This window comes from Enterobacter sp. BIDMC92 (genome assembly GCF_001030225.1).
Classification (GTDB): Bacteria; Pseudomonadota; Gammaproteobacteria; order Enterobacterales; family Enterobacteriaceae; genus Enterobacter; species Enterobacter sichuanensis.
The window spans coordinates 952,249-978,885 of the sequence record NZ_KQ087598.1 but is presented as its reverse complement, the minus strand read 5'-3'; the positions used below and the strand labels follow the sequence as shown (position 1 = coordinate 978,885).

Genomic DNA, 26,637 nt, shown 5'->3' with positions numbered 1-26,637 from the left:
GTCGGTTACTCCTTTTCCTGCTGTTCTGGTCTCAACGTACGAATCAGCCAGATCAACAAACCGATAATGAAAAATGCGCTAGGGGCCAGCAGGAACAGGCCGTTTGGCAGATACCAGCCGCCGTTTTGCACCGTCTCCAGCACCGTGATGCCAAATAATTTACCGCTGCCAATAAGCTCACGCAGGAACCCCACGGTCAGCAGGATCACACCATAGCCGAGGCCGTTGCCGATACCGTCCATAAAGCTCGCCAGCGGCGGCATTTTCATGGCGTAGGCTTCCGCACGTCCCATCACGATACAGTTGGTGATGATAAGCCCAACAAACACCGAGAGCTGTTTAGAGGTTTCATAGGCGAAGGCGCGCAGCAGCTGATCGACCACGATCACCAGCGAGGCGATGATCGCCATCTGCACGATGATCCTCACGCTGTTGGGAATGTGGTGGCGGATCATGGAGATAAACATGCTGGAAAACGCGGTTACCAGCGTTACCGCCAGCGTCATCACCACCGCCGTTTCCAGCTTGGTCGTTACTGCCAGGGCTGAACAGACGCCCAGCACCTGCAGCGTTATCGGGTTATTGGCGAGCAGTGGGGCAATGAGAACCTTTTTGACTTCTTTCAGTTCACCGGTATCAGCCATTGTTCAGCGCTCCTTCACGTACGTTTTTCAGGAAAGGCCCAAAGCCCAACTCGCCCATCCAGAAATCAAAACTGTGCTGCACGCCTTTTGAGGTGAGCGTGGCGCCGGACAGCCCGTCTACCGCGTAGTCGTCACCGGGACGTGCCGCCCCTTTCATCACTTTCAGCGCGGGCAGCCCGTTGTCATCAAGCACTTTCTTGCCGATAAACTGTGCCCGCCAGTTCGGGTTTTCCACTTCGCCACCCAGACCCGGCGTTTCCCCCTGGTCGTAGTACGTGATGCCTTTTACGGTGCGACCATCCGTACCCAGGGCCACAAAGGCATACATCATTGACCACAGGCCGTTACCGTAGACAGGAAGCACCACTTCCTGAATGCGTTTTTGGGCGTCACGAACGAGATAAATTTCAGCAAGATTGCTGCGACGCTTAATGCCAGCCGGATCCTGTGACGCGTCCAGCGTCAGGCTCATCTGCGGATCTTTCAGCGCCAGCGCCTGGTTATACTTCGCCGGGTCTTTATCCAGCAGTTGTCCGGTTTTTAAATCCACCAGACGTGGCGAGATACGCTCCGCAAAGACCGCCGAGACGTCGTCTGCACTCATTCCTTTCTGCATCAGCCCGGCGACGGCCAGGATATTGCGCTGTTTATCCAGCGCACGTTGCGCCTGCTGCAGGGGTTTTAACCCCACGGCAGAGCCGGCCACGACAATCGAACAGACCAGACAGAGCACCAGCACCACCAGCAGCGTTTTGCTGATGCTGTCGTTATTTTTAACCTCAGCCACGCGCCTTCCTCCGCTTAATGTTGGCCCGCACCACCAGGTAATCGAAGAGTGGCGCAAACAGATTGGCAAACAGAATGGCCAGCATCATCCCTTCCGGGTACGCCGGGTTAACCACGCGAATCAAGACACACATCGCGCCAATGAGTACGCCATAGCTCCATTTGCCTTTATCCGTAAACGAGGCAGAGACAGGGTCGGTTGCCATAAACATCATGCCGAACGCGAAGCCACCCAGCACCAGATGCCAGTACCAGGGCATGGAGAACATCGGGTTGGTGGTCGAACCGATAACATTGAACATCGTGGCGGTCAGCACCATGCCGATCATCACGCCAGCCACAATTCGCCAGGAGGCCACGCGTCCAAACAGGATGATCGCCCCACCAATCAAAATCATCAGCGTGGAGACTTCCCCGATGGAGCCCGGTATGTTGCCAATAAAGGCGTCAAACCAGGTGACAGGCTGGCCTGTGGCGTTGTTGACCAGCGTTTCGCCGCCGTGTGCCGCCCACTGTGAAAGCGGCGTCGCGCCGGAAAAACCGTCGGCCGCTGTCCATACCAGGTCCCCCGAAATTTGCGCCGGATACGCAAAGAACAGGAACGCTCGCCCCGCCAGTGCCGGGTTGAGGAAGTTACGCCCGGTGCCGCCGAAGATCTCTTTGGCAATCACCACGCCGAAACTGATGCCCAGCGCCGCCTGCCAGAGCGGTAAGGTGGGTGGGACAATCAGGGCAAACAGAATGGAGGTTACGAAGAAGCCTTCGTTGATCTCATGTTTACGAATGATGGCGAACAGCACTTCCCAGAAGCCACCCACGATAAAGACCGTGAGGTAAATCGGCAGGAAGAACACCGCACCCAGCATCATCATGCTCACCCAGCCAGCGTCTGGCGCAAAGTTCACACCCAACGACTGGGCCAGACGGTAGTGCCAGTCTGACTGGAGCACCTGCGCCAGCTGCTGTGCATCATACATATGGTGCAGCGCCGGAATGGTCTGCAGACCGACGTTGTACATCCCCCAGAACATCGCCGGGAAAACCGCAAACCAGACCAGGATCATCATCCGCTTAAGGTCGATGGCGTCACGAACGTGCGCCGCCCCTTTCGTCACCAGCCCCGGCGTATAGAAAATGGTCGCCGTTGCTTCATACAGCGGGTAGTACTTTTTGAGCTTCCCTTCGGTAAAGTGCGGCTCAATTTTTTCAAAGAGGTGTTTTAAGCCCATCGGTTATCCTTCCTGCTCAATGCGGGTTAACACCTCGCGCAATACGGGTCCATATTCGTATTTTCCCGGACAGACATAGGTACAGAGCGCCAGATCTTCTTCGTCAAGCTCAAGACAGCCCAGCGCCTGCGCGCTGTCGGTATCGCCAGCGAGCAGATCGCGCAGCAGCATGGTTGGCAGAATATCCAGCGGCATGACGCGCTCGTAGTTGCCAATCGGGACCATGGCCCGCTCGCCACCGTGCGTAGTGGTCGAGAAGTTAAACAGCCTGTTACGCAGGAAGTGACCTAACGTGGTACGGGTGACGGAAAATTTTTCCGCACCGGGCAGTACCCAGCCGAACAGCTCTTTGTCTCGGCCTTCCTGCACAATGCTCACCTGCAAATGGAAACGTCCCAGATAGGCGTGCGCATCAACAGCATGGCGGCCGCTGAGCACCGAACCGGAAATCAGGCGGTTTTCACCCTCTTTGATTTCACCCGCCAGCAGTTCATTGATGTCCGCGCCCAGCAGCGTTTTCACCAGACGCGGGTGCTTAGCCTGCGGCCCGCCAATCGCAATGATGCGTTCCGCACTCAGTTCACCAATGGTGAACAGCTTACCGATGGCAATAACATCCTGATAGTTAAGATGCCAGACCTGTTTCGTCAGGCTTACCGGCTCAAGGAAATGGATGTGCGTCCCGACCAGCCCCGCCGGATGCGGACCCGCAAACGTATTAAACGTAACCTGCCCCTGCGGATGACCGCCGAGCTTATCGCCGCCGGCCTGGCAAACGTGGACTTTCCCCGACGTCAGGCGGGTTAAAAGAGTCAGTCCGGCATCAAAGGCTTTACGCTGCGCCAGAATAACCGGTTGTGGATCCACGCTGAGCGGGTTGGTGTCCATTGCCGTCACGAAAATCGCGGCCGGCTCCGTACCCGGAACAGGGGATTTGCTGAAGGGACGCGTACGAAGCGCGGTCCATAAACCGGACGCCAGAAGCTGAGCCTGAACAGCGTCGCGGCTTAGCGATGCGAGATCTGCGGTGTCGTAATGGGCGAATTCACACTGCTCATCGCCTTCAATGCGGATAACCACCGACTGCAGAACGCGCCGTTCGCCACGGTTGATCGCCACTACGGTACCGCTCGCGGGTGCGGTGAACATCACGCCGGGATTTTTTTTGTCCTCAAAGAGTGCCTGGCCTTTGATAACGCGATCGCCTTCCTCTACCCGCATTGAAGGACGCATTCCCAGGTAGTCGTCGCCCACAATGGCGACATGACGGACACTTGCGCCTGTCGAAACGTGCTGCTCTGGCACGCCTGCAATCGGCAGATCAAGTCCTTTTTTGATTTTAAACATGTGGTTAGCAGGTTTCCATGAACAACAATCCAGTGGGCGCGAAGTGTAACATTTTCCCCTTCTCGCGGGCAGGTAATCCGCCGTTACGCGCGCCAAATTGCGAGCTAATACGCAAAGTTCCTGGAGTCAACGCGATTTCGATGGTTTATAAAGTAAAACTAATTTGTAAACTCACCGCCCGGCTCTTGCGAAAATCTCTGGCGGTGCTAATGTGAGCGCTCCTAACAGAATAATCTGATTTCGGGTCTCTTTTGCCGTCCTGGCAAGTTGGTCATGGTTTTATCAAGGAACTAGTAGTATGCGTAAAATCGCATTGTTCATTGCGATGCTTCTGATTCCGTGCATGTCGTTTGCCGGGCTGCTCAGCAGTAACAGCTCAACGACGCCGATCAGCAAAGAATATAAACAGCAGTTAATGGGATCGCCGGTTTATATTCAGATCTTCAAGGAAGAACGCACTCTCGATCTGTTTGTAAAAATGGGTGAGACATATCAGCTGCTTGATAGCTACAAAATATGTAACTACTCCGGTGGATTAGGGCCAAAACAGCGTCAGGGCGATTTCAAAAGTCCGGAAGGGTTTTACAACGTTCAGCGTAGCCAGCTCAAACCGGACAGCCGCTTCTATAAAGCCATCAACATCGGTTTCCCGAATGCCTTTGACCGTGCGCACGGTTATGAAGGTAAATACCTGATGATCCACGGTGCCTGCGTCTCTATCGGCTGCTACGCGATGACCGATTCCGGCATTGATGAGATTTTCCAGTTTGTCACCGGGGCGCTGGTCTTTGGTCAGCCTAACGTTCAGGTCAGCATTTATCCGTTCCGCATGACCGATGCCAACATGGCGCGTCACAAGTACTCTTACTACGCGGATTTCTGGAAACAGCTGAAACCAGGCTATGACTACTTCGAGCAGACGCACAAGCCGCCTGTTGTCTCGGTGGTGGATGGCCGTTACGTGGTCAGCAAGCCGCTGAGCCACGAAGTTGTCCATCCACAGCTGGCGTCAAATTACACGGTCCCCGAGACAAAATAATACCCACTCGCCTGGCATAATCTTTTGCCAAGTTTCGTTGCCCGTCAGCGGCTGCGTTGCAATGACAGTGACCACATCGTTCGGTGTGGTCTCTTTCTGAAAGTCTATCTCCACATCCTGATCGAGTAGCGTTGCAAGGCCAAACGGCGCACGACGGGTGATCCAGAACAGGTTCGTCGAGCAGAACGCCATCACATAGCGCCCGTCAGAGAGCAGCATGTTGAACACGCCTTTTTCGCGCAGCTCAGTGGCCAGCGTCGCGATGTATTTAAACACCGCCGCCATGTTGCCCGGGGTTCGCGGATAGCGCTCCGTCAGCTTATGCAGCAGCCAGCAAAAAGCTTTTTCGCTGTCGGTTTCGCCTACCGGGCGGAAATTGCCCGTCTCCAGCGACTTATAGCCCGTGAGTTGCCCATTGTGCGCGTAGGTCCAGTTACGGCCCCACAGTTCACGGGTAAACGGATGCGTATTTTCCAGCGCCACTTCGCCGCGGTTTGCCTGGCGAATATGGGCGATCACCGAGCGCGACTTGATGGGATAGTCCTGCACCAGTTTGGCAATCGGTGAGTTAAAGCTGGGCTGTGGATCTTTGAACGTGCGACACCCTTTGCCTTCGTAGAAGGTAATGCCCCAGCCGTCTTTATGCGGCCCGGTTCCTCCACCGCGCTGCACCAGCCCGGTGAAACTAAAGCAGATATCGGTTGGCACATTGGCGCTCATCCCGAGCAGTTCGCACATACGTCACCTCCACAACAGCGGGGGCAAGGATGCCCCCAGCGAAGTCTTACTTAACCATCTCTTTTTCGATCAGTTGAATCAGGATATGGATCACTTTGATGTGAATTTCCTGAATACGATCAGCATAACCGAAGTGCGGCACACGGATTTCGATATCCGCCGTACCGGCCATCTTACCGCCATCTTTACCGGTCAGGGTGATGACTTTCATCCCTTTTTCACGTGCGGCAGCGATCGCTTTGATCACGTTTGCAGAGTTGCCCGAGGTAGAGATCCCCAGCAGCACGTCACCTTCACGACCCACCGCTTCAACGTAGCGGGAGAAGACGTAGTCGTAACCAAAGTCATTGCTCACGCAGGAGATATGGCTCACGTCGGAAATCGCGATCGCCGGGTAGCCCGGACGGTTTTCACGATAGCGTCCGGTCAGCTCTTCTGCAAAGTGCATGGCATCGCAGTGGGAACCGCCGTTACCGCAGGAAAGCACTTTGCCACCGGCTTTGAAACTGTCGGCCAGCAGGACCGCCGCGCGCTGAATAGCGTGAATATTGGCATCATCTTTCAGAAAGTTAGCCAGCGTTTCCGCCGCTTCGTTCAGTTCGTTACGAATAAGATCCTGGTACATGAGGATAATCCTTCAGTATTGATGAAATAACACAGTGGAGTGTACCGGATAGCGGGAAAAGCGAGAAGCTAAAGCCATACGAATCCCCTGGCGTTTTGCTTTTTCGTGCCGGCGAAAACGCGAACAATGTGAACCAGGTTGTAATTATTTTGTAAACACATTGCTAAAGGAAATAACATCAACTACAACCATATCATCACAAGTGGTCAGACCTCCTACAAGCAAGGGAGCTTTTCTTTATGATGATTTTGAGCATTCTCGCAACTGTTGTTCTGCTCGGTGTGTTGTTCTATCACCGCGTCAGTTTATTTCTGAGCAGCCTAATCCTTCTGGCCTGGACCGCTGCGCTTGGCGTCGCTGGTCTGTGGACTATCTGGCTTTTGGTCCCGCTGGCCATCATTCTCCTGCCGTTTAACCTTGCCCCGATGCGTAAATCCATGATCTCTGCGCCGGTGTTCAAAGGCTTCCGCAAGGTGATGCCGCCGATGTCGCGTACGGAAAAAGAGGCGATTGATGCCGGTACGACCTGGTGGGAAGGCGATCTGTTCCAGGGCAACCCGGACTGGAAAAAGCTGCATAACTACCCGCAGCCGCGTCTGACCGCTGAAGAACAGGCCTTTATTGATGGCCCGGTGGAAGAAGCGTGCCGTATGGCGAACGACTTTGCCATTACCCATGAAATGGCCGATCTGCCGCCCGAGCTGTGGGCGTATCTGAAAGAGCATCGCTTCTTCGCGATGATCATTAAGAAAGAGTACGGCGGTCTGGAATTCTCCGCCTACGCTCAGGCGCGTGTATTGCAAAAGCTGGCGGGCGTTTCCGGGATCCTGGCGATTACCGTGGGCGTGCCTAACTCCTTAGGCCCGGGCGAACTGCTGCAGCATTACGGTACCGAAGAGCAGAAAGATTACTACCTGCCGCGTCTGGCGCGTGGTCAGGAAATCCCTTGCTTCGCGCTGACCAGCCCGGAAGCAGGCTCCGATGCGGGCGCGATCCCGGATACCGGCGTGGTCTGCATGGGCGAATGGCAGGGCGAGCAGGTGCTGGGTATGCGCCTCACCTGGAACAAGCGTTATATCACGCTGGCGCCTATCGCCACCGTGCTGGGTCTGGCCTTTAAGCTCTCTGACCCGGAAAGACTGCTGGGCGGCGAAGAAGATCTGGGCATTACCTGTGCGCTGATCCCGACCTCGACCCCTGGCGTTGAAATTGGTCGTCGTCACTTCCCGCTGAACGTGCCGTTCCAGAACGGCCCAACCCGCGGTCAGGATATCTTTGTGCCGATTGACTACATCATCGGTGGCCCGAAAATGGCCGGTCAGGGCTGGCGTATGCTGGTGGAATGTCTGTCGGTGGGTCGCGGTATTACCCTGCCGTCGAACTCAACCGGTGGTCTGAAGTCTGTGGCGATGGGGATTGGCGCGTACGCCCATATCCGCCGTCAGTTCAAAATCTCCATCGGCAAGATGGAAGGTATCGAAGAGCCGCTGGCGCGTATCGCGGGCAACGCTTACGTGATGGACGCCGCCGCGTCTCTGATTACCTACGGCATCATGCTGGGCGAAAAACCGGCCGTGCTGTCCGCCATTGTGAAGTACCACTGTACCCACCGCGCGCAGCAGTCGATCATTGACGCGATGGATATCGCAGGCGGTAAAGGCATTATGCTCGGCGAAGGCAACTTCCTGGCGCGCGGCTATCAGGGCGCACCGATTGCCATCACCGTTGAAGGGGCAAACATTCTGACCCGCAGCATGATGATCTTCGGTCAGGGGGCGATTCGCTGCCATCCTTATGTCCTGGAAGAGATGGCCGCTGCGCAAAATAACGACGTGGATGCCTTCGATAAACTGTTGTTCAAACATATCGGTCACGTGGGCAGCAACAAGGTGCGCAGCTTCTGGCTGGGCCTGACGCGCGGTCTTACCAGCGCGACGCCAACCGGCGATGCGACAAAACGTTATTACCAGCATCTTAACCGTCTGAGTGCCAACCTGGCGCTGCTGTCCGACGTCTCTATGGCCGTACTTGGCGGCAGCCTGAAGCGTCGCGAACGTATCTCTGCCCGTCTGGGGGATGTGTTGAGCCAGATTTTCCTGGCCTCTGCGGTGCTGAAACGCTACGACGATGAAGGCCGTCAGGAAGCGGATCTGCCGCTGGTGCACTGGGGCGTTCAGGATGCGATGTATCAGGCAGAACAGGCCATTGACGATCTGCTGGCAAACTTCCCGAACCGCTTTGTCGCCGGCGCCCTGCGCGTGGTGATCTTCCCGACCGGTCGTCATCATCTGGCGCCGTCGGACAAGCTGGACCACAAAGTGGCGAAGATCCTGCAGGTACCGAGCGCAACCCGCTCCCGTATCGGCCGTGGTCAGTATCTGGCCCCAACCCCGCATAACCCGGTGGGTCTGCTGGAAGAGGCGCTGCTGGACGTGATGGCCGCCGACCCGATTCACCAGAAAATCTGTAAACAACTGGGCAAAAACCTGCCGTTTACCCGTCTGGATGAACTGGCGAAACAGGCGCTGGCCGGTGGCATTATCAGTAAAGATGAAGCAGCCCTGCTGGTGAAAGCCGAAGAGAGCCGTCTGCGCAGCATTAACGTGGATGATTTCGAACCGGACGAGCTGGCGACGCAGCCGGTAAAGCTGCCGGAGAAGCACCGTAAACCTGAAGCGGCATAACCCGTTTCGCCTGCACAAACCCCGCCGCGCGCGGGGTTTTTTATTGCCACATTTTCTCTTTATGTCGTGCTACAGTGTCAAAAAGCGGTCGTTTGAGGAGTCTGAATTGTGCCTGGTCTGAAGATTTCTATTTTGCAGCAACCTTTAGTGTGGATGGATGGCCCCGCCAACCTGCGCCATTTTGATCGTCAACTGGAAGACATTACCGGGCGTGATGTGATTGTCCTGCCGGAGATGTTCACCACTGGCTTCGCCATGGAAGCGGCAAAACAGTCAATGCCGCAGGAGGAGGTGGTCGCCTGGATGCATACCAAAGCGCAGCAGACTCACGCGCTGATTGCCGGCAGCGCCGCCCTGCAAACCGAACGCGGGCCGGTGAACCGCTTCCTGCTGGTTGAGCCGGAAGGGAAAGTGCATTTTTACGATAAACGTCACCTGTTCCGCATGGCGGATGAGCATCATCACTATGAAGCGGGTAACGAGCGCGTGGTATTCGAATGGCGCGGCTGGCGTATTTTGCCGCTGGTCTGCTATGACCTGCGCTTCCCGGTGTGGTCACGCAACCGCAACGATTACGACCTGGCGCTGTATGTTGCCAACTGGCCTGCGCCGCGCTCCCTGCACTGGCAGTCGCTGCTGGTGGCGCGCGCGATTGAGAACCAGGCCTATGTGGTGGGCTGTAACCGCGTAGGAACTGACGGCAACGGGCATCACTATCGCGGCGACAGCCGGGTGGTGAATCCGCAGGGCGAGATTATCGCCACCGCCGAGCCGCATCAGGCGACGCGGATTGATGCCGAGCTGTCATTGACGGCATTGCAGGAGTATCGCGAGAAGTTCCCGGCATGGCAGGATGCGGATCCGTTTAGTATTGGGTGACATTTTCCCCTCACCCCGCCCCTCTCCCAAAGGGAGAGGGAGGATAAAACATTAACTCACCAACGCCTGCCCGTCTTTGCGGCTCTCCGTCGCGGCCACGTAGTGCCCTTCTGGCATTCGGTAAATCACCTGGGCTCCACCGAAGTTGTAATCCTGAAGCGGATCCTCCACCACGATGTGGTGCCCGCGCTCGCGCAGCGCCGCGATAGTATTGCGATCGAACGTCGATTCGACGATCACTTCCCTGCCCTGTACCACGCGCCAGCGCGGGGCATCGATGGCCGCCTGCGGGTTTTGCCCGTGCAGCATAATGCGCAGCGCCATCTGCATATGACCCTGCGCCTGCATCGGCCCGCCCATCACGCCGAAGGACATCAGCGGCTTACCGTTACCGTCCATCGCAAAGCCCGGAATGATGGTGTGGAACGGACGTTTGCTGCCCGCCAGCGCGTTCGGGTGCTCAGGATCCAATACAAATCCGCAGCCGCGGTTTTGCAGGCTGATCCCGGTATCCGGCACCACAATCCCGGACCCAAAGCCCATATAGTTGGACTGAATAAACGAGACCATCATCCCGCTGGCGTCCGCGGTGCTGATGTAGACCGTGCCGCTCTGCGTCGGGGAACCGTAGACAAAATCAGACGCGCTGTCGTGGTTGATCAGCGCCGCCCGCGACTTCAGATAAGCGTCGCTCAGCAACTCTTTTGCCGCGAACGCCATATGATCTTCATCCGCCACGTAGCGGTCGAGGTCCGCCAGCGCCAGCTTCATCGCCTCAATGGACAGGTGCAGGGATTGCACGGAATCCGGATGGTGCTTCTCAATACCACACTGCTCAAGAATGCCCAGCGCAATCAGCGTGGCAATTCCCTGGCCGTTCGGCGGCAGCTCCTGCACCGAGCCGCCCGCGAAGTCGCGCGACAGCAGCTCTACCCAGTCGACGCGATGGTTAGCCAGATCCTCCGCCGTCAGGTGCGCGCCATGTTCTTTGGCAAAGGCGGCAATTTTCTGCGCCAGCTCGCCACGGTAAAACGCCTCGCCGTTGGTTCTCGCAATCAGCTCCAGCGAGTTCGCCTGCGCCGGGTTACGGAAAATCTCCCCCACGCGCGGGGCGCGGCCTTCCGGCGCGAAGCAGGCGCTGAAGCCCGGCTGATCTTTCAGCTTGAGATAGCCGCGCTGCCAGAGATGCCCAATCAGCGGCGAGACGGGGAAACCGTTACGTGCGTAGTCAACCGCAGGCTGCGCCAGGGTGGTCAGCGGCAGCGTGCCGAAGCGTTCCGCCAGCGCGACCCAGCCGGATACCGCCCCCGGTACGGTCACCGCGTCCCAGCCGATTTCCGGCACCGCGGTTTTTCCGGCAAACAGATCCGCATGCCAGCTCGCCGGTGAACGACCCGACGCGTTCAGTCCGTGCAATTTTTCACCGTCCCAGACAATGGCGAAGGCATCGCTGCCAATCCCGTTGCCGGTCGGCTCTACCACCGTCAGGGCCATCGCGGTGGCAATGGCCGCATCAACGGCATTCCCTCCCAGTTGCAGCATCTTCATCCCCGCCTGCGCCGCCAGCGGCTGAGACGTTGCCACCGCGTTATGGCCTATCATCGGTGGGCGGCGTGAAAGGTAACCGGACGTAAAATCAAGCGCTTTGGTCATCATGACTCCTTAGTCATGGCGAGGATCGAGCGCATCGCGCAGCCCGTCGCCGAGTAAATTAAAGCCCTGCACGGCGAGGAAAATCGCCACGCCGGGAAAAATGGACATCCACGGCGCCTGCTCAAGAAACCCTTTCGCGGTGTTGAGCATCGAGCCCCAGGACGGATTGGGCGGCTGCTGCCCCAGCCCTAAAAACGACAGGCTGGCTTCGGCAATAATCGCCGAGGCAATAGCCAGCGTGGCCTGGACCAGGATCGGCGACATCACGTTGGGTAGGACGTATTTGATGATGATCCAGCGATCCGGCAGGCCAATCGCCCGCGCGCCGTCGATGTACTCTTCGTTGCGAATGGCGATCACCTGGCCGCGCGTCAGGCGGGCGAAGATCGGCATGGCGGAAAGGCCGATGGCGATCATCGCGTTGGTGAGGCTCGGGCCTAAAAATGCCCCGAGCGCGATCGCCATGATCAGGAACGGGCAGGCCAGCAGCGCCTCGATAAGGCGCGAGATCACTCCATCCCACATCTTCTGGAAGTAACCTGCCACCAGCCCCAGCGGCACGCCGATGACCACCGCGATAACCACCGACATACAGCCCGCCATCAGCGAGGTGCGCGCCCCCCAGATAATGCGGGATAAGATGTCGCGCCCCAGCTCGTCGGTGCCGAACCAGTACATCGCCGACGGCGCTTTGCGCACCGCCAGGAAGTTGGCCTTGACCGGATCGAACGGGGCTACCCATGGCGCCAGCAGCGCCACCAGCACAAAGAAACCCACTATCACTGCGCCAGCGACTGCGCTCTTGTTCGCGAGGAATTTCTTCAGCACCCGGCTCTGCGCGCGCGGCAGCGCAGGCACAACGGTTTGTGTCGTCAGTTCCGCCATCGTTAACCTCGCATTTTCGGGTTGATAAGGACGTAGAGCACGTCGGCCAGCAGGTTCAGCAGCAGGAAGCCGATCGCCACGATCAGCACCACGCCCTGCACCACCGCGTAGTCACGGTTAAACACCGAGTCGACGATCATCTTGCCGAAGCCCGGAATGGTGAAGACCTGCTCGGTCAGTACCGCACCGCCCAGCAGCTCGCCGAACAGCAGCGTAGTGAGCGTGATCACCGGCACCAGCGCGTTGCGAAACGCGTGCTTTAAGATCACCGCTTTCGGCAATAGCCCTTTTGCCCGCGCGGTGCGGATGTAATCCGCTTTCAGGACCGCAATCATCGACGCGCGCGTATGGCGCATCAGCGTCGCCGCCAGACCGGTTCCGAGCACGGCTGCCGGCAGCAGCAGCGTTCGCAGGTTCTGGATCGGATCTTCACTGAACGGCACGTAGCCGGAGGCGGGCAGCCACTGCAGGTTCACAGAGAAGACCAGAATCAGCAGGATCCCCAGCCAGAAGTGCGGTATTGAGATCCCGGAGATCGCCACAAAGTTCGCCCCGTGATCGACCCAGCTGTTTTTGTACACTGCGGCGAGGATCCCCATGCTGATGCCGAACACCAGCGCAACAATCATCGCCAGCAGCGACAGCTCCAGCGTGACCGGCAGCTTGCTGGCAATTAACTGCGTCACCGGTTCGTGGGTGCGCAAGGAGACGCCCAGATCCCCCTGCAGCGCGCGCGTCAGCCAGTGGAAATACTGTACCGGGATCGGGGCATCGAGATTCAGCTCCGCACGCAGCTGGGCGATGACCGCCGGATCGCGCTCCTCCCCGGCCATGGCGATCAGCGGGTCGCCGGGCAGCAGCTTTTGCAGCCCGAAGACCATCATGCTCACCAGCAACAGCGTCGGGATGGCCAGCAGCAGACGTTTGCAAATCAGTTCCAGCATGGGCTCTCCTCAGGACGTTTATTTCGCCAGCGTCAAACCGGCCAGACGCACAATGCCGTCCGGATACGGTTTAAAGCCCTGCACTTTCTTGTTCAGGCCAAAGATGCGCGGCTCGAAGTAGAGCCAGGCAATCGGCATGTCGGTTTGCAGCTGCTTCACCACCTTGTCGTACAGCGGCTGACGAACGGCTTTGTCGTTGCTGAGACGCGCCTGGGTCAGCCACTCATCAACCTGCGCGTTGCTGTAGCGACCGTCGTTCAGGGTGCCTTTGCTGTGAATAAACCCGTAGATACTGCCGTCCGGATCCGGGCGACCCGACCAGCCGGAGAAACTCAGCTGATAATCACCGCTCTGCTGGCGATCCAGCAGCGTGGCGAATTCGGTCATCTGCAGATTCAGGTTAAAGCCCGCCTCAGCGACCATCGCCTGCAGCACCTGACCGACCTGCTGCGAGGTTGGGTTGTTCGGCACCAGCAGGTTGACGGTCAGCGGCGTGGTGACGCCTGCCGCTTTCAGCAGCGCTTTGGCTTTGTCGACATCGCGCGGTGGCACCGGCAGGTTGACGTGATACGGGCTCACCGTCGAAAACGGCTGGTTGGCTGGGGTATACAGCCCTTCAAAGACCACCTGGTTTAGCGCATCGCGGTCGATGGCCTGAGAAAACGCCTCACGCACGCGGGCGTCCCTGAACGGATCGTTCGCCGGTACCTTGCCGTTATTGATGTTGAAGGTAATGCCCTGATAGCCCAGACCGGTCACTTTTGCCAGCGCCAGCTTGCTGTCGGCTTCGACGGTTTTGACGTCGCTGGCGGCAATCCCTTCGGTCAGGTCGAGATCGCCCGCACGCAGGTTCGCCAGGCGCACGGAGGCATCCGGGATCGGCAGATAGATAATTTTGTCGAAGTGGTAGGCGTCTTTGTTCCAGTAATTGTCGAAACGCGTCAGAACGATGCGGTCCTGGGACACGCGGCTGTCGAATTTATACGGGCCGGAACAGACGGGATGGGCGGCAAAATCAGGCTTTTTCGCCGCTTCGGGGGCCATCATCGCGCCCGCACGGTCGGTGAGCTGCATCAGCAGCGCGGCGTCTGGCGTTTTCAGGTGGAGGGCAATCTGCATCGGGCCTGTGACCTCAACGGACTCCACGGAGGAAATCTCGCTTTTACGCAGGGAGCCTTTTAAGGTCAGGGCGCGGTCGAGGTTGTATTTTGCGGCGGCCGCATCGAATTTCTCACCGTCGTGGAAGGTGACGCCCTCGCGCAAATTCAGGGTCAGGGTTTTGCCGTCGTCACTCCAGGCCCAGTCTTTCGCCAGACCAGGCACGACCTTCAGATTTTCATCCACGTCCACCAGCCTGTCGCACAGAGAGGCAAACACGAAGCGGCCATAGTAGGTGCGCGCCAGATGCGGGTCGAGCATGTCCGGGTCAGCCCCCAGCCCCACACGCAGCACGCTTTCAGAATGGGCGGGCAGCGCCGCGCCAAGCAACATAACACTTCCCAGTACGGTCAAAAGAGAATTACGCATTGTCATTATCATGAGTTCCTTGAAGGAAGGGAGGAGTGAGTGGCCGCGTGTTCAAACAGCGCGCGGCGGCGCAGAAAAGCAGCGGATGGCGGTGCAATCTGAATAACACTGCGATCGCGATTAATCTCCTGCCAGCGATGACAGGCCACCTGACGTCCACCGTCCAGGAGCTGGTTAATGGGTTCAACCTGGCGGCATTCGTCAGTGACGTACGGGCAACGCGTATGGAAGCGACAGCCGGTCGGCGGGTTGGCCGAGTTCGGCAAATCTCCCTGCAACAGCGGGGCGTCACGTTCCACGCCGGGCTGCATCTGCGGCGCCGAGGCGATCAGCGCCTGCGTATAAGGGTGCAGCGGTGCGTCAAAAATCTCATCGACGGTGGCAAGCTCGACGATTTGCCCGAGGTACATGACCGCCACGCGATCGCTCATATGGCGGATAACCGCCAGACCGTGGGCGACGATCACCATTGTTAGCCCCAACTGGTGCTTCAGGCTTTCCAGCAAATTCACCACCTGGGCCTGCACAGATACATCCAGCGCGGAGACGGGTTCATCACCCAGCAGCAGTTTGGGTCCCGACGCCAGCGCGCGCGCAATGCCAATGCGCTGACGCTGCCCGCCAGAAAACTCGTGCGGATAACGTCCGGCCCAGGCGGCAGGCAGGCCAACGGTCTTCAGCAGTTCAGCTACGCGGTACTGGCGGTCGGCTTTTTTCATGTTCTGGTGCAGCCACAGCGGCTCGCCAACGATCTGCTCCACCGTCATGCGCGGGTTGAGCGAGGCAAAGGGATCCTGAAAGATAATTTGCAGCTCGCGCCGGAGCTGGTTGAGGCGCGCGCCCGAGGCATGCGTGATCTCCTCCCCCTGGTAAAACACGCGCCCTTCGCTGGCGGCCAGCAGACGCAGCAGCAGACGACCGAGGGTGGATTTCCCGGACCCCGACTCCCCGACAATCGCCAGCGTTTCGCCCGGCATCACGGCCAGCGACACGCGGTCGACTGCCGTCACAAACCGGGCCGGGGTAAAGAGTTTTTTAGGGCCGGGGAACAGCTTGCTGAGATCGCAGGCTTCAAGGATCGGCGTGGTCATGCGGTCTCTCCCAGGGCAATGTGGTGTTCAAGCGGTACGCGGAAGCAAGCGACCTGATGGCCGCCCCCCTGCGCAGTGAGCGGTGGTTTTTCAGCATGGCAGCGCGCCTGCGCAAACGGACAACGGGTGGCAAAACGGCAGCCCTTCGGCATGAATTCCGCCAGCGGCACCGATCCGGGAATGGTGGAAAGCGGGCCCTTACGTGCGCCCAGAGAGGGAATCGACCCCATCAGGCCGATGGTGTACGGGTGCTGCGGGTCGGCAAAGATGGCCTCCACGCTTCCCTGCTCCACCACCTGCCCGGCATACATCACCGCCACCTGCTGGGCGACCTCTGCCACCACGCCTAAATCGTGAGTGATCATCAGCACCGCCGTGCCGGTCTCTTCTTTGAGGGTGTTCAGCAAGGCGAGAATTTGCGCCTGGATCGTTACGTCGAGGGCGGTGGTCGGTTCATCGGCAATCAGCAGTTTCGGGTGGTTAATCAGCGCCATCGCAATCATCACGCGCTGGCGCATGCCACCGGAAAGCTGGTGGGGGTACGCCTTCAGCCTCATCTCTGCGGCCGGGATCTGCACCTTCTCCAGGATCTGCAGCGCGACCTTCATCGCCTCTGTTCGCGAGACGCTCTGATGGCGCATGACCGCTTCGCTTAGCTGATCCCCCAGCGTAAATGCCGGATTAAGCGAGGTCATTGGCTCCTGGAAAATCATCGCCAGCTCGCTGCCGCGCAGGTCGGCATATTCCCGCGGTGAAAGCTTGCGCAGATCGTGACGGCGAAAATGCATCTCCCCGCTGACGATCCGGGCGCTGGCGGGCAACAGGCCCATCAGCGCTAATGAGGTGATACTTTTCCCGCAGCCTGACTCCCCCACCAGCGCCAGGGTTTCGCCCGCTTTAACCGTCAGTGAAATATCTTCCAGCACGCTCACCGGCGAGCCGGCGAACCTGACATTCAGATTGCGTACGCGCAGAACAGGCGTGGGATCGTTAAATGGGATCGTCGTCATAGCGTGAAGTCGTCCTCAAGGTGGATCGCATGGATCAGGGCGGTTTGCAGGCTGAGCAGGTGTTCGCGCATGGCGGCCGCGGCCTCATTTGGCTGGCGATGGATAATCGCAGACATGATCTTGTGATGGTGGTCGTTATAACTGTCGACGCGTTCGGGGGTGCGGGCTAATTCGCGTAGGTGCTGCCAGCCCGGTTCACGTCTGACGGCATCAATGGCATCAAACAGGCCGAGCATCAGGCGGTTACCCGCGGCCTCCGCAATGGCGCGGTGAAAGGCGCTGTCCCACAGTTCGTTGAGATCGCGGTCATCCGGGCTGACCTTATCAATGCGTTCCAGCATGCGCTGCATCAGCGCGAGGTTTTCCCTGGTGGCACGCAGTGCCGCAAGCCGGGCTAAGCCGGGTTCGAGCTGCAGGCGAGCTTCCATCACTTCCAGAAGGTTGGTTTGCTGAACCAATCCCTGAAGGGCCAGCGGTTCGACAGGGGCAGAAGGACCGATAAAGGTGCCTTTGCCCTGCTTACGCCAGACGCGCCCCTCTTCTTCCAGCACATCCAGCGCACGACGCACTTCACGGCGTCCTACGCCGAGAGTCTCCGACAGCTCACGTTCCGTGGGCAGAGGAGTGCCTGGTGTTGACTCATGCTGGTTGATTAGCCCACGCAGTTGCTCAAGCGCGGTGCTGGAATTTGCCAGAAACCGTGACGGTTTTTCCATATTGGTTCGCTCGCTTTCATCATTGTTTTATTTTTATTAACGATAAGTTATTGATATGACGTGCTACTTACCGTGCTAATGATTAAGCAATAAACGAACCAATTGTGCATTGGTTCAAATACTTTACGTGATAAAAAGAGCAACCTGCTCATTATTAAAGAGATCTCAGGCACATCAGACACGCGTGGGGCGTTATGCCAGAGCGCATTTTGCACGCCATTTGCACAATAAAGGTGCAAATAACGCACCAAAAACGATCAATTGTTAAATTAATGCACCAATGTTGTTTAAACTTTGTTAACCTGAGATTATGTTACCGGCTATTTGCTCAGGGAACCCGGCGAATAACATTCAGGATAATGACGGCGAAACGATCGGATATTATCCAATAACATGTCATAAAAATAAGAAAATGACTTTCCCGGCAAGCTTTTTTTGCTATTTCATGCGTCAACCCTGATTACTTTAGTTAATAAACTAAAGTCATTTTTCACCCATATTTATCGATTTCCACCCCGCTATTCTGATAATTAAAAAAGGCCATTAAAAGTTAACTAAAATACAACAATTACAACATTTTAAAACACAGTAAACAAATCTCACTCTCATTTAAGAAGTTCAATAAGTCATTGTTTTTATGAAATTTAAGTCTTAATAAGAACTCTACACCCTCACTTCAGACTATTTAATTAAGAATAATGCCTGGTGCATCATATGATTATTCCTAAAGAACGACGGCGTCGGTAAGACCCTCTTCAATGTTATTATCGTAAGACATCATTGCGTGTGAGGTATAATATGTATAGTGCCACTAACAACCCAATTTATTTATCTCATACTGACGGACAACCGGTTTGTCATACTCCAGCCATGCATTGTTATGGCTGTGAAAAGAAATGCCGCTTTAATACCCTGGAACGTGGCCAAAGCCATGACTGTAACGGACTGGAATATGCTATCTGGCCTGATAATAATACTTTTTTAGTTGAGGGCATCCGCCACCATTTTGGTGAGGTAAGCGACAAATACGTTTCGCAGCCGGTGGTGATCATCGACTTCAGCCACAAAAACATTAATTATTTTTTATCCGATAACTGGTTAGATCAGTTCAAAAACATGAGATTAATTCTGGTCACCGATAAAAAGATGACGGCAATTGCGCATTACTGGTTCTATAACGACACGTTAGAAACCACCATCAGTTCCGTTATCTTTTATGACGATACCGCAGAAGAAGTCGCGGCGAAACTGAAGAAAACATTCCTGGCGAAAACGATTAAGCCGACAGGTAACAGACCCAAACTGAGTCAGAATGAATACAACCTGTTTTCATTTCTCTTTAATGGCTGGTCACCAAAGAAAATCGCCTACAGGAACGGCACCAGTGTTAAAAACACCTATGCCATGAAGAACAGGATTGAACGCAAACTGGGCGTGTCTATAACGCGTCTTGCAAGCTAGCGTAAACACCGTGAATACGCTCTGTCGATAATTCCTGGACGAACAGAGCGTAATCTTACTGTGACGCGTATTTTTCCGTAATGCAAGAATAATCTGATTATTGATATATTACTTAATATTTACATATATTATATGGACGCGTAGCGTTTTATCACATGGATATAATTACTATTAAACCTATTAATCACGACAACAACACTATGCGCTGTTATGGGTGTATTCATAAATGCGCCTATGCTTCCATTCGTACCGCAAAGCATGATGAATGCTGCGGAACAGAATTTTATATCTGGCCTGAAAATAACGCATTTCTGATAGAAGGAGTTTTACAGTATTTCACTGAAATTAATACAAAAATAATTTCGCAACCCATTGTCGTGATAGACTTCAATTACAAAAACATCAATTACTTCTTATCAAACAATTGGTTAGCTCAGTTCAAAAACTCACGTTTAATTCTGATCGCTGATAAAAAAATGGCGGCTATTGCTCACTACTGGTTCTACAACGACACGACAGATACGATCATCAGCACGGTCATTTTTCATGATGATATGTCCGAAGACATTAAAATGAAGGTCAGCCAGTCATTTATGGGTAAAATTATACGTCCGTCAGAAAAACGAGCCAAACTGAGTGCGAATGAATATGCATTATTTGCTGAATTGTATAAAGGGCAATTACCTAAAAAGATCGCCATGAAAAATGCCACGAATGTCAAAAACATTTACGCGATGAAAATAAGGATAGAAACAAAGCTGGGCGTCCCCATTTCACGGCTCGCCAGTTAACCCATCACGCGTATAAAAAAGAATGGTGAAACAGCAGCATAACAAATTGTACGTAGAGTATTCTTAAAGGGACAGTTACTTTTCTTTATTGTGTATCAGAGGGGTAACCCCCTACACTAAGCTATTACCAGAGCTTGTATTTTCAGCATAATCCATCCGCGTCACCCGCTGTATTTACGGATGCCCCCGGTCTTTTTTAAATACACTATTCTTTACTTTTTAAATCTAAGTGAGGAACGCAACTACAGGTCTGAATTCTAAAATGAACACACATTTCTCCACGGTAAAAATTAATTCAGAGCACGCTCTTAATGATATTGACGCCCCTGAAAAAGATTCTCTTCTGTGGGGTGTTGAATGGCTTTGTAGACATCATGCTAAGTATGCCAGCAAAGAGGTGCTGTACGCTGGCCTGCCAAAAAGCGACAAGCTCGAGCCTGAAATGGCGCTGCGTATGCTTGAGCAGATGGGCATATCCGCAGGGTGGGTAAAGCGCGATCTTAATTCCCTTTCCTCCTGGCTGTTCCCTTTGCTTATTGCCCGCAAGGACGGGACATACTGCATGCTTACCGCGCGCAATGGAAAGCGCGGGCAACACACTTACCAGATAATCGTGCCTGAAAACGAAGGGACGCTGGTGCTTGATGAGGCGGAACTCCAGGCGGGTTATGGCGGTTTCGCCCTTGTCACGACGCCAAAACCTACGCTTGATGCACGCGCCGAGGACCAGCTGTTACCGAAAGCCCAGGATGAAGGTCACTGGCTCTATTCGACGCTGTGGCGTTACCGGCATTATTTCTACAGCGCGGCGCTGGCGGCATTGCTGGCAAATATTCTTACGCTGGCCGGCACCTTCTTCACCATGAACGTGTATGACCGCGTGATCCCCACCCAGGCATACGTCACCCTCTGGTCCCTGGCCATTGGCGTGGTCATTGCGATTATCTTTGAATTTGCCAGCCGGCAAATCCGCGCATATTTGATCGACATCGCCGGTAAAAAAGCCGATCTGATCCTCGGAGCAAAGCTGTTTCGCCAGGTGATGTCGATGCGCATGGAGTACAAGCCGCAATCCTCCGGAACCTTCGCTAACCAGTTACGCGATTTTGAAGCCGTGCGCGACTTTATTACCTCTGCGACCCTCGCCACGCTGTCTGATCTGCCGTTCTGTCTGCTGTTCATGTTCATCATCTACATGATTGGCGGCCCACTGGCCGTTGTACCGCTGGTCGCGATGCCGCTCATTTTGATTGTCAGCGTCATTATCCAGTGGCCGCTGGGTCGCTATATGGAAGAAAACGTCCGGGAAATTTCGCTTAAGCAGGGTTTGCTTATTGAGAGCATCGAAGGGCTTGAGGCGTTAAAAGCCGCCCAGGGTGAAGGGGTCATGCAAAAGCGCTGGGATGACTTCAGCGCACTGGCGGCAGCGTCCTCCATGAAAACCCGCTATCTCTCAATGCTAACCACCAACTTTGTCTCGTTTGTGCAGCAAATTACCACCGTCTGCATCGTGGTGCTTGGCGTCTATTTAATCCACGCCGGGGAACTAACGATGGGGGCCATGATTGGGGTGGTGATCTTGTCCAGCCGTTCGCTTGCACCCCTGGCTTCTGTGGTCGGGCTGGCGTTGCGTTATCAGCACGCCAAAACCGCGCTGAAATCCCTGAACCAGCTGATGGAAACGCCGACCGAGCGCGACGCGCTCATGAATTATCTGCCGACGCCCAATTTCACCGGCAGCCTGCGTCTGAAAAAGGTGGGGTTCACTTACCCGGTACCGGGAATGATGGTGGCGCCACGCATTCTGGACAACATCAATATCAACATCGAAGCCGGGGAGCAGGTGGCCATTCTGGGCAAAATCGGCAGCGGTAAGTCTACCCTGCTGCGCGTCATGGCTCGCCTGTACCAGCAGAGCAGCGGACAGCTTTTCATTGATGGTGTGGATGCAACCCAGGTAGATCCTGCGGACTGGCGCGCCGCGGTGGGCTACGTCGGGCAGGACTGCCGTCTGTTTTACGGCACCCTGCGCCATAACATCGTCATAGGTAACCCGGGCGTGAGCACGGAAGAATTTCTGCGGGTGGTGCGTCTGACTGGGCTTGATCACGTGGCGGCCCGACATCCGTTGGGTTTTGACATGCCTATCGGCGAAATGGGCAATTGCCTTTCCGGTGGTCAAAAACAGCTTGTCGCCCTCGCCCGCTGCCTGTTGCTGCGGCCAAAGATTTTGCTGATGGATGAACCTACCAGCTCCATGGATGCGATGACGGAAACCCTGTTCCTTCGCCGGTTAAAAGAGGCGACGCAGGGACAAACGCTGGTCATTGTGACCCACCGCATGTCGGTGCTGAGCCTGGTGGAGCGTCTGATCGTCATGGAAGACGGGCATGTCGTGAAAGACGGACCAAAAGATCAGGTGATGGCCAGCCTGAATGAGAATGTACTGAAGAAAAAACAAGCAATGCATTCAGTCGAAGAGAAGCAACAGAAACAAGGTGTGAATGGATGATGAACGAGGACGCTACGCAGAAAAGAGCCGGCACCGGGCTGGCATTACCCCCCACACAGCCAACGGGGAAAGTGAAAGCAGACGATCTGAAATTCATGCACGACCTGCAGGGAGCCCTGATCGCGCAGAAAACCCCTTTCAGCATGATCATGCTCTACACCATCACGCTGGTGGTGGTGGTGGCGCTGGTGTGGGCGCATTTCGCCCGGGTTGAGGAGATTACCCGTGGCGACGGGAAAGTGATCCCCGCCAGCCGTGAGCAGCTGATTCAGAGCCTGGAAGGCGGCATTCTCGAAGAGCTGAATGTGCAGGAAGGCGACATTGTCGAGAAAGGACAGGTTCTGCTGAAAATTGACCCGACTCGCGCCGGGGCCAGCTATGGGGAATCTTTGTCGAAAGTGCAAGGGCTGAAAGGCAGCATCGCCCGCCTTAGGGCGGAAGCCTACGACACGCCACTGACCTTCCCGCCGGATATCGCCGGGATTGAGTCTATCGTGCGTGATGAGACCCAGGCCTATAACGCACGCCTGAAAACCCTGAATGAGAGCGTAGAGGCCTTAAAACGGAGCCTGTCGCTGGCACAAAACGAAGTCAGTTTGTCAGAGCCGCTGGCGCGCAGAGGGCTGATGTCGGATGTCGAAATCCTGCGCCTTAAGCGCCAGGCAAACGAATTTAGCCTGCAGATCGCCGAGCGGACTAACCGCTTTCGTTCCGATGCCAACAGCGAGCTGAACCGTCTGGAATCTGAACTGGCGCAGGCGGAAGAGATTCTGCGCGGGCGCCAGGACGTGATGAACCGTACCACCGTGGTGGCTCCCGTGCGCGGTACCGTTAACAACATCCGGGTGACCACGCGCGGCGGCGTCATTCAACAGGGGGCGGAGATCATGACCATCATTCCGCTGGAAGATAACCTGCTGGTTGAAGCCAAAATCAAACCCTCTGATGTGGCCTTTATCCATCCCGGTCTGCCCGCCACGGTGAAAATTACCGCCTACGACTATGCCATCTATGGCGGATTAAACGGTGTCGTCGAACACCTCAGTTCAGACACGTTGATCGATGAAGAGAAAGCCCGCCAGGGGCGTGGGGATTCCACCTATTACCGGGTGTTCGTCCGCACCGACCGGGCCGCGTTACAGGTAAAAGACAAGTCGTTCCCGATCATACCGGGAATGGTGGCAAACGTAGAAATCAGAACGGGGGAGAAGACCATTTTGTCTTACATCCTCAAACCGATACTGAAAGCGCGCGAAGCCTTCAGGGAGAGATAATTTTATGGTTAAGGCACGTAAAGAGCGTCGTTGGGCAAGGGTTGCAACCGCAGTTGCCCTCTGCTTGCCCTGCTCTTCTTTTGTCATTCCGCTCCACGCGGCTGACATTGCGCAGGCTAAAAGCAGCCTGGCGTCATTGCCGCCAATGCGCACCCAGTCACAGCTCAACCGGGAACCGCAGCCTGTGCCGAGGACAACGTCGCAGGGTACGACATCGCAGACATCATTGCCCGCTATGCGTACCCAGTCACAATACGCCAGCACGCATAAAGCGGTACCGGTGCCATCCACTGCTCGCCCTGCGCGTTACGCTTCTGCAACGCCAGACCGGGAGTTTGCCCCTGCCTCGTCAACGCCAGCGGCAAGCCGGGCAGCACTGAAGAAAAACGCAGACTTCTTCCCGCCCGTCACCGAGTACTACAAACCGGACCCGGCGTACGCCGGGGTGCGTCAGGAGGGAGATGGGCGGCACGCCATCAGCGGCAGGTCGCAGAGCTACCTTGCCGGCAGTCAGGATTCGCTTGTCTTTCTGCGGAGCATGGTGGCCAGAGCGCTGGCGTATAGCCCTGAATTGCGGGCGGCCTCTGCTGAGGTGCTGGCGTCTGACTACATGGTCGATCAGGTAAAAGGTCAACGCATGCCACAGGTACGTCTGGGCGTGACCTCGCCGCTGTCGACCGTGGGCGGCGATCGTCAGTCGTCCTCCAACAATAGTCATATCAGCGACTCCAGCGGCACGGTCTCCGTCAATACACCGATTATTGACTGGGGAAGGATCAGCAACCAGGTGGACAACTCTCTGGAAACGGCAAAAGCAGCCCGTTATTCAAAAGAGTATTCCCGCGAACAGCTGGCCTATAACACCGTGTCTGAACTGATGAATATGGGGCGCTACCAGCGCAGTAAGGTTGTGGCGAAACAGTATGTCGGCCGCATGAAAGAGCTGGTCACCATGCTGTCGCAAATTACTCAGGCGGACCGCGGAAGAGAGAGTGAACTGGTACAGGCAAAAGCAAAACTGATGTCGGCCCAGGCGAGTCTCGATAACATTGAGCATCAGCTGAGCGCCAGCAAAATCAAACTGGTGCGCCTGCTGGGGATCGAGCCTGAATTACCGGAAGGCATAAGCTGGCACGACACGGTCATTCCGGCCTCAGTGGCCCTCTCCGCGCTGGATAAAAATCCGATGATGCTGAACCTGCAGTCCAAAGTACGGGCGGCAGAGTATGAGGCAGAAAGCATTAAATCCTCGGCTCTGCCACAGGTGAACTGGGTTATCTCCAAAAGCACCGCCAAAGACAGCAACGGTAACGAGGCCGGGTGGTATACCGGTTTAAACGTCGAGTGGGAAGCGTTTAGCGGCGGCTCTCAGCGTGCCGCCGAGATGTCGGCGCGCGCGAAAGCCAATATGGCGCAGCAGCAATATGAAGTGAGTTACAAAGATCTGGAGTATCAGATCAACTATCAGATCCAGGTCCGTGACTCCTCCTTCCTGCGCGCCGATGATTACGATCGTCTGTCAGGTGAAACGGATCGGGTTCGCCGCATGTTCTATGAACAGTGGTACCACCTGGGCAAACGCACTTTGCTCGACGTGCTGACGGCAGAGAACGATCATTTCAATAATCAGCTTTCTGCCATTAACAACCGCTACGACGGCTATATTTCCAACATTAACGTCATTGCCAGCGCTTCCATGCTGCTGTCATGGATGAAAATGAGCTAAGCGAAACGGGCGTAGTAAAAAGCCAGACCGTCATTACTGACGGTCTGGCTTTTTTTATCCCGGCAATAAGGTCACTACCAGAGCGAGTTCTCTCTGCTGATCTCCGCCCAGCGCAGATACATATCGCTCGACATCATAAAGTCGGTATGCCATTTCCACCAGGTATGCAGCGTGTAGTACACCAGACACGGCAGATAACAGAGCAGGAAATAGACCTCAAACCAGACCTGCCATCCCGAAAGCGTAAGCAGCACACCGATAATAGCCGACCAGAGACATTCAACCCCCACCAGCATCGCCAGCCTTAACCACAGGGGTTTCTCAGACAGCGTCCGCCACGGGATTGACGGGGAGAAATAGAGGTCAATCTCGTTAAGAAACAGATGGCCAAGAAAAACATAGCGTCGGGTAAAGCGTAAGAACAGCAGGTTGATTGCCAGCACCACCACGCAGAGCACCACCATGGTAATGATGGCGGTTAAGGTGAAGTAGCGTCCATAGAGGTCAAACTGCTCGCTGTTACGTAACGGGCTTATCGTCAGGAGATTCAACACCAAGCTCATGATGACAGCGACGGCCACATACTGAGAAAGCCGTGTGTACTTGACTTTGTCTCTGGCTGATTCAATGACCTGCAGCGTATAGATATAGCGCAGTGCGGCAAACATTCCCCAGATAAGCAGCGGCGCAACGAGGGCCAGAATCAGTAACACCATCCCCGGCTGAGCCAGCGCAAGGAGGAGCGCGATGATACCTGCAAACATCAGGGTAGCGATGACCAACACAACCAACGGTTCAAAAATGAACGCCTTTATCTTCGGGCTTTTTTTGCCGATAAAAAACGATAAATCAATATTCTTGATGGCACATTTATAGGCCCAGAAGGCCTTAAGATCGGCAATAAAGCTGTACAGGATCAGCGCGAAAATACCGCTCGCTACCCAGGCATCTTGCCGGGAAAAAGAGAAACCGGCATTTTTCCAGTAAAAAGCCAGCAGGATAAACGTCACGATATAGATAAAAAGAACGTTCCTTTTATCCTGAAAACGGATGAAGGTTAAATAATCAGGAATCAT

22 protein-coding genes are annotated in these 26,637 nt (G+C 55.6%); 8 read left to right on the top strand and 14 right to left on the bottom strand.

Annotation, left to right across the window (positions count from 1 at the left end; genetic code table 11):
• Nucleotides 1–5 precede the first annotated feature (5 nt).
• The 4 genes from SP99_RS04345 to SP99_RS04330 are packed head-to-tail and all read right to left on the bottom strand — an operon-like array spanning nt 6 to nt 4,006.
• Nucleotides 6–644, bottom strand: coding sequence for an NADH:ubiquinone reductase (Na(+)-transporting) subunit D (locus tag SP99_RS04345; RefSeq protein ID WP_047957827.1), 639 nt, complete (start codon nt 642–644; stop codon nt 6–8).
• Nucleotides 637–1,431 carry a Na(+)-translocating NADH-quinone reductase subunit C gene (locus SP99_RS04340; protein WP_047957826.1) on the bottom strand — a complete coding sequence of 265 codons (795 nt, stop codon included), beginning with the start codon at nt 1,429–1,431 and terminating at the stop codon, nt 637–639. Before SP99_RS04340 ends, SP99_RS04345 begins: the two co-directional genes overlap by 8 nt.
• Nucleotides 1,424–2,659 carry an NADH:ubiquinone reductase (Na(+)-transporting) subunit B gene (locus SP99_RS04335; RefSeq protein ID WP_047957825.1) on the bottom strand — a complete coding sequence of 412 codons (1,236 nt, stop codon included), beginning with the start codon at nt 2,657–2,659 and terminating at the stop codon, nt 1,424–1,426. The genes SP99_RS04340 and SP99_RS04335 overlap by 8 nt, the downstream gene beginning before the upstream one ends.
• A gap of 3 nt (nt 2,660–2,662) precedes the next feature.
• Entirely contained in the window at nt 2,663–4,006 is a 1,344-nt protein-coding gene (locus tag SP99_RS04330; RefSeq protein ID WP_047957824.1) for a Na(+)-translocating NADH-quinone reductase subunit A, read from the bottom strand.
• A gap of 298 nt (nt 4,007–4,304) precedes the next feature.
• Here SP99_RS04330 and dpaA point away from each other — a divergent pair, with 298 nt between their 5' ends.
• Nucleotides 4,305–5,045: a peptidoglycan meso-diaminopimelic acid protein amidase gene (gene dpaA, locus SP99_RS04325; RefSeq protein WP_025760182.1), complete on the top strand. Its 741-nt coding sequence runs from the start codon at nt 4,305–4,307 to the stop codon at nt 5,043–5,045.
• Here dpaA and SP99_RS04320 read toward each other — a convergent pair.
• Together SP99_RS04320 and lpcA are read right to left on the bottom strand one after the other, a co-directional pair.
• Nucleotides 5,016–5,783, bottom strand: coding sequence for a class II glutamine amidotransferase (locus SP99_RS04320; RefSeq protein WP_047957823.1), 768 nt, complete (start codon nt 5,781–5,783; stop codon nt 5,016–5,018). The genes dpaA and SP99_RS04320 overlap by 30 nt on opposite strands.
• A gap of 46 nt (nt 5,784–5,829) precedes the next feature.
• Entirely contained in the window at nt 5,830–6,408 is a 579-nt protein-coding gene (lpcA, locus tag SP99_RS04315) for a D-sedoheptulose 7-phosphate isomerase (protein ID WP_025760181.1), read from the bottom strand.
• Nucleotides 6,409–6,647: 239 nt separating this feature from the next.
• Between lpcA and fadE the strand changes: the two genes are divergently transcribed.
• Both fadE and SP99_RS04305 read left to right on the top strand, forming a co-directional pair.
• Nucleotides 6,648–9,092: an acyl-CoA dehydrogenase FadE gene (fadE, locus tag SP99_RS04310; RefSeq protein ID WP_047957822.1), complete on the top strand. Its 2,445-nt coding sequence runs from the start codon at nt 6,648–6,650 to the stop codon at nt 9,090–9,092.
• Nucleotides 9,093–9,200: 108 nt separating this feature from the next.
• Nucleotides 9,201–9,971, top strand: coding sequence for an amidohydrolase (locus SP99_RS04305; protein ID WP_045285103.1), 771 nt, complete (start codon nt 9,201–9,203; stop codon nt 9,969–9,971).
• 51 nt (nt 9,972–10,022) lie between these two features.
• On the opposite strand, the gene SP99_RS04300 is transcribed toward SP99_RS04305, so the two are convergent.
• Genes SP99_RS04300 through SP99_RS04270 form a run of 7 tightly spaced genes read right to left on the bottom strand, consistent with a single transcriptional unit; the run spans nt 10,023 to nt 17,797 of the window.
• Complete coding sequence (locus tag SP99_RS04300) at nt 10,023–11,624, bottom strand: gamma-glutamyltransferase family protein (RefSeq protein ID WP_047957821.1); 1,602 nt, start codon at nt 11,622–11,624, stop codon at nt 10,023–10,025.
• A 9-nt stretch (nt 11,625–11,633) separates the two neighbouring features.
• On the bottom strand, nt 11,634–12,509 hold the full coding sequence (locus SP99_RS04295) for an ABC transporter permease (protein ID WP_047957820.1): 876 nt from the start codon (nt 12,507–12,509) through the stop codon (nt 11,634–11,636).
• A gap of 2 nt (nt 12,510–12,511) precedes the next feature.
• A complete protein-coding gene (locus SP99_RS04290) occupies nt 12,512–13,453 on the bottom strand; it encodes an ABC transporter permease (protein ID WP_045285101.1) in 942 nt (313 codons plus the stop codon).
• Between the two features lie 18 nt (nt 13,454–13,471).
• Entirely contained in the window at nt 13,472–14,986 is a 1,515-nt protein-coding gene (locus tag SP99_RS04285) for an ABC transporter substrate-binding protein (protein WP_197086097.1), read from the bottom strand.
• A gap of 2 nt (nt 14,987–14,988) precedes the next feature.
• Nucleotides 14,989–16,071: an ABC transporter ATP-binding protein gene (locus SP99_RS04280; protein WP_047957818.1), complete on the bottom strand. Its 1,083-nt coding sequence runs from the start codon at nt 16,069–16,071 to the stop codon at nt 14,989–14,991.
• Nucleotides 16,068–17,081, bottom strand: coding sequence for an ABC transporter ATP-binding protein (locus SP99_RS04275; RefSeq protein WP_047957817.1), 1,014 nt, complete (start codon nt 17,079–17,081; stop codon nt 16,068–16,070). The genes SP99_RS04280 and SP99_RS04275 overlap by 4 nt, the downstream gene beginning before the upstream one ends.
• Complete coding sequence (locus SP99_RS04270; RefSeq protein ID WP_047957816.1) at nt 17,078–17,797, bottom strand: FadR/GntR family transcriptional regulator; 720 nt, start codon at nt 17,795–17,797, stop codon at nt 17,078–17,080. The genes SP99_RS04275 and SP99_RS04270 overlap by 4 nt, the downstream gene beginning before the upstream one ends.
• Nucleotides 17,798–18,595: 798 nt before the next feature.
• Between SP99_RS04270 and SP99_RS04265 the strand changes: the two genes are divergently transcribed.
• The 5 genes from SP99_RS04265 (at nt 18,596) to SP99_RS04245 (ending at nt 25,561) form a co-directional block, all read left to right on the top strand.
• Nucleotides 18,596–19,258: a helix-turn-helix transcriptional regulator gene (locus SP99_RS04265; protein WP_082137888.1), complete on the top strand. Its 663-nt coding sequence runs from the start codon at nt 18,596–18,598 to the stop codon at nt 19,256–19,258.
• A 155-nt stretch (nt 19,259–19,413) separates the two neighbouring features.
• A complete protein-coding gene (locus SP99_RS04260; RefSeq protein ID WP_047957814.1) occupies nt 19,414–20,049 on the top strand; it encodes a hypothetical protein in 636 nt (211 codons plus the stop codon).
• A 262-nt stretch (nt 20,050–20,311) separates the two neighbouring features.
• A complete protein-coding gene (locus tag SP99_RS04255) occupies nt 20,312–22,561 on the top strand; it encodes a type I secretion system permease/ATPase (protein WP_047957813.1) in 2,250 nt (749 codons plus the stop codon).
• Nucleotides 22,558–23,835 (top strand): HlyD family type I secretion periplasmic adaptor subunit, encoded by a 1,278-nt coding sequence (locus tag SP99_RS04250; RefSeq protein ID WP_370513386.1) that lies wholly within the window; start codon nt 22,558–22,560, stop codon nt 23,833–23,835. Before SP99_RS04255 ends, SP99_RS04250 begins: the two co-directional genes overlap by 4 nt.
• Before the next feature lie 4 nt (nt 23,836–23,839).
• Nucleotides 23,840–25,561, top strand: coding sequence for a TolC family protein (locus tag SP99_RS04245; RefSeq protein ID WP_047957812.1), 1,722 nt, complete (start codon nt 23,840–23,842; stop codon nt 25,559–25,561).
• Nucleotides 25,562–25,635: 74 nt separating this feature from the next.
• On the opposite strand, the gene SP99_RS04240 is transcribed toward SP99_RS04245, so the two are convergent.
• Complete coding sequence (locus SP99_RS04240; RefSeq protein ID WP_047957811.1) at nt 25,636–26,637, bottom strand: hypothetical protein; 1,002 nt, start codon at nt 26,635–26,637, stop codon at nt 25,636–25,638.

Excerpts from the sequence above, each read along its gene's own strand:
- fadE (WP_047957822.1), top strand. The coding sequence starts at position 6,648 with ATGATGATTTTGAGCATTCTCGCAACTGTTGTTCTGCTCGGTGTGTTG.
- SP99_RS04300 (WP_047957821.1), bottom strand. The coding sequence starts at position 11,624 with ATGACCAAAGCGCTTGATTTTACGTCCGGTTACCTTTCACGCCGCCCA.
- lpcA (WP_025760181.1), bottom strand. The coding sequence starts at position 6,408 with ATGTACCAGGATCTTATTCGTAACGAACTGAACGAAGCGGCGGAAACG.
- SP99_RS04320 (WP_047957823.1), bottom strand. The coding sequence starts at position 5,783 with ATGTGCGAACTGCTCGGGATGAGCGCCAATGTGCCAACCGATATCTGC.
- SP99_RS04275 (WP_047957817.1), bottom strand. The coding sequence starts at position 17,081 with ATGACGACGATCCCATTTAACGATCCCACGCCTGTTCTGCGCGTACGC.
- SP99_RS04255 (WP_047957813.1), top strand. The coding sequence starts at position 20,312 with ATGAACACACATTTCTCCACGGTAAAAATTAATTCAGAGCACGCTCTT.
- SP99_RS04265 (WP_082137888.1), top strand. The coding sequence starts at position 18,596 with ATGTATAGTGCCACTAACAACCCAATTTATTTATCTCATACTGACGGA.
- SP99_RS04285 (WP_197086097.1), bottom strand. The coding sequence starts at position 14,986 with ATGACAATGCGTAATTCTCTTTTGACCGTACTGGGAAGTGTTATGTTG.
- SP99_RS04330 (WP_047957824.1), bottom strand. The coding sequence starts at position 4,006 with ATGTTTAAAATCAAAAAAGGACTTGATCTGCCGATTGCAGGCGTGCCA.
- SP99_RS04270 (WP_047957816.1), bottom strand. The coding sequence starts at position 17,797 with ATGGAAAAACCGTCACGGTTTCTGGCAAATTCCAGCACCGCGCTTGAG.
- SP99_RS04345 (WP_047957827.1), bottom strand. The coding sequence starts at position 644 with ATGGCTGATACCGGTGAACTGAAAGAAGTCAAAAAGGTTCTCATTGCC.
- SP99_RS04295 (WP_047957820.1), bottom strand. The coding sequence starts at position 12,509 with ATGGCGGAACTGACGACACAAACCGTTGTGCCTGCGCTGCCGCGCGCG.
- SP99_RS04280 (WP_047957818.1), bottom strand. The coding sequence starts at position 16,071 with ATGACCACGCCGATCCTTGAAGCCTGCGATCTCAGCAAGCTGTTCCCC.
- SP99_RS04250 (WP_370513386.1), top strand. The coding sequence starts at position 22,558 with ATGATGAACGAGGACGCTACGCAGAAAAGAGCCGGCACCGGGCTGGCA.
- SP99_RS04240 (WP_047957811.1), bottom strand. The coding sequence starts at position 26,637 with ATGATTCCTGATTATTTAACCTTCATCCGTTTTCAGGATAAAAGGAAC.
- SP99_RS04335 (WP_047957825.1), bottom strand. The coding sequence starts at position 2,659 with ATGGGCTTAAAACACCTCTTTGAAAAAATTGAGCCGCACTTTACCGAA.
- dpaA (WP_025760182.1), top strand. The coding sequence starts at position 4,305 with ATGCGTAAAATCGCATTGTTCATTGCGATGCTTCTGATTCCGTGCATG.
- SP99_RS04245 (WP_047957812.1), top strand. The coding sequence starts at position 23,840 with ATGGTTAAGGCACGTAAAGAGCGTCGTTGGGCAAGGGTTGCAACCGCA.
- SP99_RS04260 (WP_047957814.1), top strand. The coding sequence starts at position 19,414 with ATGGATATAATTACTATTAAACCTATTAATCACGACAACAACACTATG.
- SP99_RS04290 (WP_045285101.1), bottom strand. The coding sequence starts at position 13,453 with ATGCTGGAACTGATTTGCAAACGTCTGCTGCTGGCCATCCCGACGCTG.